At 32.8% G+C, this 11,529-nt stretch carries 12 protein-coding genes; 6 read left to right on the top strand and 6 right to left on the bottom strand.

The window, feature by feature from the left end; translation table 11 throughout:
* From Q0L29_RS05105 to Q0L29_RS05090, 4 genes are all read left to right on the top strand, one after another.
* On the top strand, nt 1–515 hold a 515-nt coding region (locus Q0L29_RS05105), incomplete at its 5' end, for a DUF4293 domain-containing protein (RefSeq protein ID WP_296619628.1).
* Between the two features lie 204 nt (nt 516–719).
* The gene (locus Q0L29_RS05100; protein ID WP_296619627.1) at nt 720–2,690 is read left to right on the top strand and encodes a hypothetical protein; all 1,971 of its coding nucleotides are present in this window, start codon (nt 720–722) and stop codon (nt 2,688–2,690) included.
* A 5-nt stretch (nt 2,691–2,695) separates the two neighbouring features.
* On the top strand, nt 2,696–3,493 hold the full coding sequence (locus Q0L29_RS05095) for a DUF2490 domain-containing protein (RefSeq protein ID WP_296619625.1): 798 nt from the start codon (nt 2,696–2,698) through the stop codon (nt 3,491–3,493).
* Nucleotides 3,494–3,498: 5 nt separating this feature from the next.
* Complete coding sequence (locus Q0L29_RS05090) at nt 3,499–4,368, top strand: hypothetical protein (RefSeq protein WP_296619622.1); 870 nt, start codon at nt 3,499–3,501, stop codon at nt 4,366–4,368.
* Between the two features lie 47 nt (nt 4,369–4,415).
* Here the strand turns inward: Q0L29_RS05090 and Q0L29_RS05085 are convergent, their stop codons facing one another.
* From Q0L29_RS05085 to Q0L29_RS05070, 4 genes are all read right to left on the bottom strand, one after another.
* A complete protein-coding gene (locus Q0L29_RS05085; RefSeq protein ID WP_296619621.1) occupies nt 4,416–5,690 on the bottom strand; it encodes a hypothetical protein in 1,275 nt (424 codons plus the stop codon).
* Nucleotides 5,687–6,967 carry a DUF2851 family protein gene (locus tag Q0L29_RS05080; RefSeq protein WP_296619619.1) on the bottom strand — a complete coding sequence of 427 codons (1,281 nt, stop codon included), beginning with the start codon at nt 6,965–6,967 and terminating at the stop codon, nt 5,687–5,689. Before Q0L29_RS05080 ends, Q0L29_RS05085 begins: the two co-directional genes overlap by 4 nt.
* A gap of 107 nt (nt 6,968–7,074) precedes the next feature.
* Complete coding sequence (locus tag Q0L29_RS05075) at nt 7,075–7,290, bottom strand: HepT-like ribonuclease domain-containing protein (RefSeq protein ID WP_296619630.1); 216 nt, start codon at nt 7,288–7,290, stop codon at nt 7,075–7,077.
* Between the two features lie 112 nt (nt 7,291–7,402).
* Complete coding sequence (locus Q0L29_RS05070) at nt 7,403–7,705, bottom strand: nucleotidyltransferase domain-containing protein (RefSeq protein WP_296619618.1); 303 nt, start codon at nt 7,703–7,705, stop codon at nt 7,403–7,405.
* Between the two features lie 139 nt (nt 7,706–7,844).
* On the opposite strand from Q0L29_RS05070, the gene Q0L29_RS05065 reads away from it, so the two are divergent.
* Nucleotides 7,845–9,077: a nucleoside recognition domain-containing protein gene (locus Q0L29_RS05065; protein ID WP_296619616.1), complete on the top strand. Its 1,233-nt coding sequence runs from the start codon at nt 7,845–7,847 to the stop codon at nt 9,075–9,077.
* 197 nt (nt 9,078–9,274) lie between these two features.
* A complete protein-coding gene (locus Q0L29_RS05060) occupies nt 9,275–9,553 on the top strand; it encodes a TIGR03643 family protein (protein WP_296619614.1) in 279 nt (92 codons plus the stop codon).
* Between the two features lie 457 nt (nt 9,554–10,010).
* Here Q0L29_RS05060 and Q0L29_RS05055 read toward each other — a convergent pair whose 3' ends face one another.
* A complete protein-coding gene (locus Q0L29_RS05055; protein ID WP_296619613.1) occupies nt 10,011–10,610 on the bottom strand; it encodes a tRNA-(ms[2]io[6]A)-hydroxylase in 600 nt (199 codons plus the stop codon).
* Nucleotides 10,611–10,633: 23 nt separating this feature from the next.
* The coding region (locus Q0L29_RS05050; protein ID WP_296619611.1) for a putative porin at nt 10,634–11,529 on the bottom strand (896 nt) is incomplete at its 5' end.

Genomic DNA, 11,529 nt, shown 5'->3' with positions numbered 1-11,529 from the left:
TATATTTGCAAAATACAAAAAAGCACTTTTCGATGATTCAAAGAATTCAAACCGTATTTTTATTAATAGTAGGCTTAGCGATGTTAGTATTTTTATTTGCTCCACTATGGCAAAAAATAGATTCTAACTCAGGTGCATCTTATACATTAACTGCTTTTTATTTAGAAACCGTTACCTCTCCTGAAGAAGGGGTGAAAAATGAATTTAATCCGTATGTAATCCCGGGTATTTTGGGTCTTTTATCTGTTTGTGTAGCTTTTATTGCCATAGGCATGTACAAAAAGAGAATGAAACAGATTATGCTTTCTACACTTAACTCTCTTTTAATCGGTACAGCTTTGGGACTTTCTGCTTATTGGGCCACTCAGGCTGAGGGTAATTTCTTACCTGGTATTCAGGGTTCTTACAGCTATGGCTTATTTTTACCTGCCATAGCCTTGGTATTCAATTCACTTGCTGTGCGATTCATTAGAAAAGACGAAAGATTGGTGCGTTCAATGGATAGATTGAGGTAATTGCAGTCTATAATTTTTCAGTAGTCATTTTATTGAAGACAATAGTTATCAGAACTTATATTTTTGATAATATTTTCAGTTATAGATTATTATAATATTTCAATATTTTAAGAAAATCTTAAATCCCTAAGTCAAAAGTTAATAATTCCCTTTTAGGGCTAAAGAAAATAATTATTACATTTGATTTTAATTTCATTATGATCTATGAAGAAAATCAAAAAGTCTATACTACTTAGTATCATTTTGTTACTTCTCCTCTCTTCATGGGCTAAGGCACAAAAAATTCAAACCTATGATAGTACCTATACTATAAATAACACTAAATATCTGGCAAAATATGACTACTATCTAAGCGATAATGATACCATTTATAATGGCGAATTTGAACTTACTCAGCAATTTGAAAATCAAGAGGATATATATGAATATTTAGCCGTAGAAGGTAATTTCATAGAAAATCGAGCAGATAAAGATTGGAAATTAACTCAAGGATTGTTTGAGCCCACAGGTTCGGGTTATTATAAAGACTATACCTATTCCTATAATGTGAATGGTAATGAATTTATGGCTATCGGAAATTTTATAGCCGGCAAAAAGACAGGCTCTTGGAAGCTTTATGATTGGCAAATCCGTAATTCAGAAATCACAGACACTACTTTAACAGCAACCATTAATTTTGAAAAAGATAAAGCCAAAGGTGAATTCCGATTAAGCGTTGAAAATAATGTTTTAGTAGGTGAATTAGGTGATGAAGAAATGACAAAAGGAATTTGGTCTTTTTATAAATCAGATGAAAAAGGGGATAAAAGATTAGTGAAGGAATGGGTTTTTAAGGACAACATATTGGTGACTATGCGTCTGTATAGGGCTCAGGAAATTCAAGAAATCAAAATTGAAGATCCCTACAATATCAATTTATCAGAGGAGAAAATTACTCTTAATAATGAGTTTTTAAAGATTATTGAACTTAAAGCCAGATTATATAATCAGGAATTATTGAAGAAATATAAAGAAGAAGATAAAATCAGTAATCTATATTTCACTTTATTGGATAATTTGGAATTGGTAGACGACAGTTTTTCTCCCATCACTAAATCGGATATTAAGCCGGCCATCTCCAGTAAATTAAAAGCATCAGCTATTACCGAAATAGAGGCAGGATTGCTATCCGAGATAAAAATCAAACAAGAAGAAAATCTCAGGAAAACTAAATCTATCTTAAATAATTCGCAATTTAATATAGCCAGCGTTTCTACTAAAAAAGTGGCTGAATTCAAAAATGTACTGGAAGATATAAATAGTAACTTTTTACAGCCTACTACGGAAATACTTTCTCTGCATGAAGACGGGCAACTTAAATTTTTTGACAGGGATAAATTAGTGCAATATAAAATTGATCTTGAAAATGAATCAGCTGTAAATAATCTCTTTAATAAAGATACACTATCAGCTAATTACAAAATAAAATCTGATTTAAGTTTCTTGAATGATAATACACAAGCCAATCTATCAAAATTATCTGCTTTTTTGAGTGTAATAAATCAAGAATTAGACCTAATAGAAGAAAATTTAAAGGAATACTTAAATGAAATCCAGAAAGAGGAAAAACTTGTAGCATTGGAAGATGCTATGCTGGTTAAATACGAAAAAATTAAATATTTGGCTGATTCCCTCATCACAGGAGAGCATGATAATTTTGCTGGGATTGATGTTACTAAAGCCATAATTGATTTTGCTGATGCAGAGCTAGCAGTTTATTCTAATATTCCTAGCCCAGAAGAAAAAATTAAGGTCATCGAATCTTTAATTAATTGCTTTAGCCGTACTGAAGAGTTGATATACACCATAAATAAAGCTCCTGAAAGTATTTATAAAATAAACGAAGCTTATACGAAAGAAGTGTTTAATCCTTACACATTTACCAATATGGAGGAAAAATCAAAGCCTCCTATTTATAAGGCATTTAACAAATTATTATTGCCCGGAATATTTCAGAACATGCAAACCTTAACATGTGAAAATATGAATGCTTATCAGGCTAATTTTAAAATACTATATGATGAAATGATTGACCTACTGAATGAGAGCAATACGAACAGGATGGAGAGGAAAGTAAAAAGGGCAAAAACTGCTGGTAAGGCAGCTGAAATTTTAGAAATGGATTTAAGCTTTTAACCGGCATGAGAAGATTATTACTAATTATATTTTTAGGCAGTTGCTTTCATCTTTCAGCTCAGGACCTCGAACCGGAATTTGAAGAGCTTGGCACCAATTTATGGCTCAGTTCCTACAATAAATTCAGAATAGCCGAAAAATTATATTGGGCAGGCGAAATGCATTATAGAAGAACCGGAGATTCAGAAAATCCTTTCATCGATAGAATGGCTCAAATTTACAATCGCCATGGTCTAAACTATGTAGTTTCTCCTAATTTTAACTTTACCGTGGGAGGGGTCTTAAGATTAAATTTCACACCCCAACCAAATAATCCTGATTATGATCCTATTTACATTGAACCAAGGGTCTGGCATCAATACCTTTTCGTACTACCCTTTCCTAAATTTATGCTTTATAATAGAATCAGAATTGAGCATCGTTGGAAAAGAGGAAGTCTGGCTTCAAAAGATGAATTCAAATTTGGCAACCGTTGGAGGTACAATTTTTACATGAAAATCCCTATAAATGGAGATAAATTAAAACCTGGTACCTTTTATGTCTCTCCAAGCATGGAACTGATTATGCAAAGCGGAAAGAATGTAGTAGGTAGTTTTGTAGAAGATCTCAGGTTATATGGAAATATAGGATATATAGCAAGTCCGAGAGTCACGAGTTCTTTAGGATTAATGTATACGACAGGGCAAAATTTAAATGATCCTACTTTATACAGAAGAAGAATGATTATTCGATTTAGCACCTACATTTCCTTAGATTTTAGAAAAGAAGAACAAAAAATACCGACTATTAAATTTTCAGATTAACCAAAATGAATAAAATTAAAAAAATATCACTTTATATAGCCTTTGCGATTATAGTAGGTTGTTTAATAACTATCTTCTTTATCAGCAAAAGGAAAAACCATTTTAAAGAGGATGCTCAAAATAAAGCTGCAAAATTGGAAAATTTAGAGCAGCAAAGTGTATTGTACAGACAAAAATCAATGGCCGATGAGCTTTTCTTAGCGGGGAAGTATGAGGATGCTATGGATATCTATCTTAAAATTGAAGATTCCATTGATGACAAAAGTTTTATGAGAAGCAGGAAAGCGACCATTGCACGATTCAACTCATTACGATCAGAACTAGACAGCACTCAAAGCATGAGCAGTTCACAAATGGCAAATATGGAACGTGAAATAGATAAAAAAATCACTGAGATAGAAGAGCAACATAAGGAAAAAATAGAATCCATAAAAAAGGAATTAAATAAAAAAGTAGCTTCTTTAAATCAAAAATTAGAACAAAAAGAAACTCAGCTTCAAAATAAAGCGGAATTGGGAAGGCTAACATTTTATAATGCCAATGGAACCAAAATAGCTTATTTTGGAGAGGTGAAATTTGGAAAAGCCAATGGCGAAGGTGTTGGACATTACAGCTCAAATAGCGTTTATGACGGTGATTGGAAGAATAATATGAAGCATGGAAAGGGCACATACAAATGGGTAGATGGTCATAAATATGTAGGTGAATACGTCAATGATAAAAGAGAAGGGCAAGGCACTTATTATTGGAATACAGGCGAAAAATACGTAGGTCAATGGAAAAATGATAAAAGAAACGGCCAAGGAACTTTATACGATAAGGATGGAAATGTGAAGTTGGAAGGTGAATGGAAAAATGATGAGTTGGTGCAGTGATATTTAATACACTTCTTGTTTATACTCCTTATTGCTTAAAGCATATTTTAAAAAACTGATTTTTTTAAAGTTTTAGATTGACTCTTCAATTTGTACTTATTTAAAACTATTAAAACCAAAAGCCATAAAAAAGGCATATAAGCTACTTCATAGCGAATTAATGTCCCGAAGTTTGGTGTTGCTAAAGTGATAACTGAAGACAAAACACTCACATAAATCAAAATGGCAATTCCCCACCATTTTTCATTTTGAGTAAACTTAACTTTAAAAGAAAGGATTATGCAAGCAATTGCAAACGGTGTAAATATTCCTTTTTCTAAAGCCCACATTAAAGATATAGGACTATAAGGTTCCCAAACAAAAGGTCGGAATATGCCTGTAAACCAAGCCAAAGGCAAATTTTGTAGAACAAATAAAACATTGCCGTCTGAATTCTGAAAATAAATTAGGGCTTCATTAGAGTTTTGTGCAATTACATCATGACTTATTCGAATTAGCTCAAAAAAGCGACCACTATGAAAAACAGGATGGATAAAAGCTATGGCAATTCCTCCCACTATCAGAAAAATATAATATAATATCAACTTTCTCGGAAAGTTGTATTTTTCTAAAAATTTAGACTTAGAAAATAGTAGTGTTAAAAGTACTATCGGTAATAAAGTAATAGGGACATAGTATTTCACTTTCCATAGTACAAAAATACTTAAAATTGCAGCAATCGCATACAGCCATTTTTGAGGTTTGACCATCCATTTCAAAATGGAAAAACCTAGAACATAAATTGCGACAGTCATTATACTTTCTTTTAGCAAGCCTGAACTCCAAAAAGTAATAGAAGGAATAAAAAGCAACGCAATGTAAATAACAAGTCTATTTTCTTTGGAAAATTTCACGAGCTCATGAGCAAAAGCCCAAGTAGCCAATCCTGAAAAAAAGCTTAAATAAATACTCATAACCCAATAATTTCCTTGAGTAAAAGCATAAAGAAAGCTCATCAATCGAACAAAAAAGAAGGTTCTTGGCTCTGATTGGGCTGAAAATTCAGCTTGTGACAAACTTAAGGGAGCAAATCCAGTCCATTCAGAAAGTGAGATCCTGTCGGTCTTAAAATATTGAAATAAGGCTTGTGCTTGTTCATAAAAGAAAATGGTATCACCTGCTCCATAATATGACCAATACAATAAGCCCATTAATATCCCACAACTGATTTTTAAGAGCGAAAAAGTACTGAAAATAATTCGATCATCCACTCCTGATATTTTTCGAATGACTGCAATAAAAATTGCAGCAATAATCAGAATATGAATGATCAGTGAAATCATGCTTTCAGAATGGAAAAGCCTATGCTACAATCCAGACACTTTTTAGGTTGGCAATATTCATTATGAAGTTGAATCATGGCTTGTGAATCAAATGCAGATTTAATTTCTTCTCCTAAAACAGAGAATTTTTTGGTAATATAATTCTTTTCTGCTTTTAAGTCATTTAATAAAGCAATGGCTTTATCCATATATTTCTCCTCCCCCACACTATTGGCATAAAGTGCTAATAATGGAGGAATACAATTTATGATCAAGGTTTTAATTGAATTTTGTCCCAATTGTTTATTGCGAAATTTACTTTCCTTATCGAACTGATAATGGTTCAACCAATAATCGGATACTTTTACTTTTAATCGTTTTTGAATAGTCTTTAAATCCATATCAGTGACAAAAGCATCGAAGAGTGAGGGAAATAAATGTAAAATTTGGGCTAATTCAGCTAATCTTATAGTGGGGAAATTGGCAGGACGCAAGCGCAAAAATCGCCATTCGTGCAAATGCATTTCACTTCCCAAAGTTGCTTTATGTTTATGATTTAGAAACTCCCATTCCTTTTTCAGCTTATTCGGGTATTCATCTTCAAAATCCTGAGCTAAAAAGCCTGAGATACCAAAAAGCAAGGCTTCCAATTGAAAAATTGATGAGCTATATTTCTTAATCAGTTGATAAGGAAGAATTTCAGCTAAGCGCTCAAAAGGATGTTGATTGACTTTGAATCCCATAGCCGACAACAGCATAAAATAAGAAGCCTGGTCCCAGTTTTGAGCTCCTTCTTCGAAATGCGTTTTTGCTTTTCCAGATTTATGATAAAGCCTTTCTACCAGTGCTTTCTCCAGCATTTCCGATTTATGTAAATCACTTATTTCTGCCCAATGCCCTGCACAAGGAATATCATCTTGTGAGCTTTGTAGCTTTTGATATTTTTCTATCAGATTATAATCCACTCTGTCTTTCAATTCAATAGTGGGAATTCTACTACCATCCGGATGTTGAATGGGCTCATCATTTTTCCATACCACATGCAAAACTACATTTTCGTAATTGGGGTCAGTTTGATGATTGTGACGGTTCCAATCGGAGGATTTGATATGAATTTCTACTGCACCGTTCCATTCCATTTCATCAATCAGGATTTTAGCCTGCTGAAAATCAGGACCAGAGTTGGAATGTGCGAAACCTGTTTTAATGGCTTTTACTAATGCGTTATCAGAAGTTTTTAAATCAGTGGTATCAAATTTTTGGTATCTCCAGACGTAATGCAAAAAATCCTCTTTCATCAATTCAAAGGTTGGTTGAAAAAATGAATATCTGAAAACTATGGATTTATTACAAATTGCGGCTTAAGTAATACGGAAAGAGTTGTTCTTTAATTTGTGAAAAGGAGTTATTCTTCATTTAATAAGTCTTCAACTTCAGACTTTAATTTTACTATATCTCTTATTACAATAGACCAAATAATTTCATCCGAAACGCTGTCATAACCATGACTTATTCTATTTCTAGTATCGACAATCATTCTAGCGTTTCTGATTGGAAAATCAGGTTTAACTTTTAGGATTCTATTAACTGCTTCACCAATAATTTCAAGATTTCTTTCAATTGCTCGCCTACCTTATAAGTCTTTTAAGAATTCAAAATAATCTCTTTTTTCGGGTAAGAATAAGTAAATCTCTTTAATAGCTTGATGAATATCCTCTAGCCATGTATTGATTTCATTCTCCATAAACAGGAAGTTTCGTTTTCTCGATTTCTTGTTTTAGGAATTTGTTTTTTATGGCTTTCATTTCCAGTAAATCAATTTTTCTTTTAAATATCTCTTCCAAATTAAATTTTAGGTTGAAATATTTATCAGAATATGAAAGTGGGTCTTTATCATCTATATCTACAACAAAATCAATATCACTATCTGCTCTTAGTTTATCATTTATAACCGAGCCGAAAGCAAATAATGATTTCACATTATTATCAATACATAGCTTTTTAATTTTGTCGATATATTTATTAACCTCTTTCATTATCAAGTATTAATATAACTGAAATCTAGTTAAAAGTAAGTAAATAAAAGAAATAGGTTTCAAAAATTGAAAAAATTTTCTTTCCTTATATTTTTACCTCAATATTGCATAATCTTGTTTTTAGTGATTAATTGCGCTTATGGTTCTCAATTACATCTGGATTGCATTTTTTCTGATTGCATTTGTCTTTGCCTTAGTCCAATGGATTTTCATGGGCGATATGGAAATATTTCCAGCACTCACTCAAGCTACCTTCGATAATGCCAAGCTAGGTTTTGAGATATCTTTATGGCTTACAGGAGTGATGTCTTTATGGTTAGGTATTATGAAGATTGGTGAAAAAGGTGGGATGGTAGCCATTTTAGCCAAAATCACTTCTCCCCTTTTCTCCAGGTTATTTCCAGAAGTCCCAAAAAATCATCCTGCCATGGGTGCGATGTTGATGAACATATCAGCTAATATGCTCGGATTGGATAATGCAGCCACACCATTAGGTTTAAAAGCTATGCACAGTCTGCAAGAATTAAATCCTGTAAAAGATACTGCCAGCAATGCCCAAATCATGTTTTTGGTGTTAAATACTTCAGGATTAACCATCATCCCAATAAGCATAATGGTTTATCGCTCACAATTAGGAGCTGCCGATCCTTCAGATGTTTTTATACCGATTTTACTTACTACATTCTTTTCAACTCTAAGTGGATTGATAGCCGTTTCATTAGTACAAAGAATTAATCTTTTTCATAAAAACGTATTACTTTCTTTAGGCTTATTAAGTCTTGTAATTGCTGGAATCATATGGTTTTTTAGTAGTTTAAGTCAATCCGAAATCGGACCAATTTCATCCAATATTGCCAATTTCATACTATTCTCTATTATCATTGCTTTTATAGTATTGGCTGTCCGCAAAAAGGTAAATGTTTATGATTCATTTGTGGAAGGAGCTAAAGAAGGTTTCAATTATGCGATAATGATCATTCCTTATTTAATAGCTATTTTGGTAGCAGTGGGAGTATTTAGAGCATCTGGAGCCATGATGGTTTTAAAAGACGGTCTGGAGGCTGTGGTAGCTTTTGCAGGCTTAAACACAGACTTTGTACCTAGTATCCCTACTGCCTTAATGAAGCCACTCAGTGGCAGTGGTGCCAGAGGTATGATGGTAGATGCCATGGAAGTTCATGGAGCTGACTCTTTTGTGGGAAGATTGGTAAGTGTGATGCAAGGCTCAACCGAAACTACATTTTATGTGTTAGCGGTTTATTTTGGATCAGTAAATATCCGCAATTCCCGTTATGCTCTAACTTGTGGCTTGATAGCCGATGCAGTCGGGATTGTTGCTGCAATTTTGATTAGTTATATGTTCTTTTATTAATCTTGGTGTTTTTATCAGATGCTTTTATACCTCAATTCCATTATTGCGAGTTAGAGAAGGACTAAACCTGTCAGGTTTCACAGATTGAAAATTTACAAAAGATTTTAAGCCTGTTAGAAATGAATTAAAAAAACCTGACAGGTTTTAGATTTAATTTAAAAGACAAAACAAAGAATGCTCACAACTGTTCTGTAAATATGATAAAAATCAAAGATTTAAGGCCTGAGGAGATTGACAGAATAGTAGAAATGGGTTGGGAAGACCACACCACCTTTGACGCTATCTATGACCAGTTTGGTATTACGGAAAAGCAAACGATTAAAATCATGCGTAAGGAAATGAAGCCTTCAAGCTTTAGAATGTGGAGAAAGCGAGTTCAGGGCAGAAAAACTAAGCATGAGGCATTGAGAAAGGATGATGTTAAAAGGTTTAAATCTACTCGGCAGAAAGCTATTAGTTTGAATAAGTATAAATAAAACTATATGAATTGTAAATTTCGATTAGAGTTCTCTTGATAAATAAAATCTTATTAATTGGGTTAAAACCACTTTATTCAGGAAATATTCATAGAATACCCCTTAAAATCTAGTCATATTGTAGAATATGAAGTTTTAGACATTTTTGATAGAAATATAGCCTAAAGTATATTTCCCAGTTTCTTCATTTTCTTTTTTTTGACAATAAAGAAAGAAAAAGTCAAGACAAAAATATGCTGCAGCCCACATCCTCATCTGGCCACATTTTTGTCGTCCTTCCCGCTCCTTAATAATCAAATTATATTTGCAATATTAAAATTTCACCATATCTCATGAGAAACTTCAAGTTTTAATCTTGCTTTAACCTTATTCAATCCTTTTTGATATAATTAAAAGACATCTTATTATTTGTGAAACCGCTTAAATTTAAAAGAGTAACTGTGATAATTATTCAATATTAATGCAACCGATCTTCTCTGACTTCCAAATTCTTCATTATTTCAGCTTCAGCAGCTAATAATTCTGCCCAACGTTTTCTCACTATCTCCTTTGACTGATAGCTTTCTGCCAATTTCAGGAAATTTTTATAATGACCTGCCTCAGAGATCATTAATTCATAGTAGAATTTCTTTAATTCATCATCTTGAATGTGTAGATGCAATTGTTTGAATCTCTCACAGCTTCTGGCTTCAATTAGGGCATTGATTAAGAGCTTTTCCATTAATTGAAATTTTCGGCTTCCTCCCTTTATTTCCAATTTCATCAATTGGGAAACGTAATGATCTTTTCGTGGAGAACCTAGCTTATAACCTCTCTTTTCCAGCTGTTCTAATACTCTTTCAAAATGGGACCATTCTTCTGCCACTACAGGTGTCATCAGTTTTACCATTTCATCCATCTCAGGAAAATTAATAATTAAACTGATACATGAGCTTGCCGCTTTTTGCTCACAATAAGCATGATCTACTAAAATATCTTCTATATTTTTTTCAGCTATGTTGACCCATCGTGGATCGGTAGGTAATTCTAATCCTAAAGTGAATTTTTCTTTTTCCATTTTTAGATTACTGAAGCTAATATTTAATCAAAAAACATCCAAGTTAATCCAAAATCAAGTACTCTTTCCTGTCCAGTGTAATATGGAGTAGTAAAATATCCACCTGCAGTTATGTCTTGATTTAAATGTCTGAACTTAATAAATAATTTAGCTGTATTGATTTTTACACTTGCATATAAATCAACAAGCATATAACCGGGAACCTCAAAATAATTCTGTAAATAAAATTGCTGAATAACCGGATCATAGTCATTCGCAAAATAAGTAGATTTATAATGCGCTTCAGCACCAATTCTAGCTTCCAGTCTCCCTTCAAACACTTTATGATAATACAAATCTAAGGTTAGGAAATGTTCAGGAATTCGAAATAACTCAGCATCGGCCCCTTCCTTGATTGTATAAATATAATTTGCATCCAAGTTCATAGCGCCATATTTGGCTTTAGTTTCAATACCAGGATGAATTAAAGTGGCAATTCCGTTCGATTGCTGCGGCATTGCCAAAGTATCGAAATACATATGATTGCTCACAACTTTTAAATCTAACTTTGGCTGAATTCTAAAATAATCTTTCCAGTATATATCCAATTTCCCACTTAGCTGTTGAACTTGCTCACTTCCAAAATCATTACGCCAATAATCATGGTTTCCTAAATGCTGTTCATAAAAGAAAGGAGAAGCAAATTGCATGCTCTTAGCGCTAACAGTTAGAAATGGCACATTCAAGCTAGCTCCAATCTGATAATTTCCATTTAATTCATATTCAGCATTGGCTTGTAATTGCCAATTTTCTTTTGGCTTAAATCGAATATATCCTCCTGCATAATTTTCTGTTAAAGGATTAACGGAATTTAGATATTTCCCTGTATATCGGATTTCTTTCCTCTTACCGTAAAAGCGATAAAAGAAATCACCAATAC

Source organism: Marivirga sp. (genome assembly GCF_024636815.1).
GTDB lineage: Bacteria > Bacteroidota > Bacteroidia > Cytophagales > Cyclobacteriaceae > Marivirga.
The sequence above is the reverse complement of the archived record's forward strand: the minus strand, read 5'-3'. Positions and strand labels throughout refer to the sequence as shown.

Coding starts and splice junctions, on each gene's coding strand:
- Q0L29_RS05090 (WP_296619622.1), top strand. CDS start 3,499: ATGAATAAAATTAAAAAAATATCACTTTATATAGCCTTTGCGATTATA.
- Q0L29_RS05065 (WP_296619616.1), top strand. CDS start 7,845: ATGGTTCTCAATTACATCTGGATTGCATTTTTTCTGATTGCATTTGTC.
- Q0L29_RS05100 (WP_296619627.1), top strand. CDS start 720: ATGAAGAAAATCAAAAAGTCTATACTACTTAGTATCATTTTGTTACTT.
- Q0L29_RS05095 (WP_296619625.1), top strand. CDS start 2,696: ATGAGAAGATTATTACTAATTATATTTTTAGGCAGTTGCTTTCATCTT.
- Q0L29_RS05085 (WP_296619621.1), bottom strand. CDS start 5,690: ATGATTTCACTGATCATTCATATTCTGATTATTGCTGCAATTTTTATT.
- Q0L29_RS05070 (WP_296619618.1), bottom strand. CDS start 7,705: ATGAAAGAGGTTAATAAATATATCGACAAAATTAAAAAGCTATGTATT.
- Q0L29_RS05060 (WP_296619614.1), top strand. CDS start 9,275: ATGATAAAAATCAAAGATTTAAGGCCTGAGGAGATTGACAGAATAGTA.
- Q0L29_RS05080 (WP_296619619.1), bottom strand. CDS start 6,967: ATGAAAGAGGATTTTTTGCATTACGTCTGGAGATACCAAAAATTTGAT.
- Q0L29_RS05055 (WP_296619613.1), bottom strand. CDS start 10,610: ATGGAAAAAGAAAAATTCACTTTAGGATTAGAATTACCTACCGATCCA.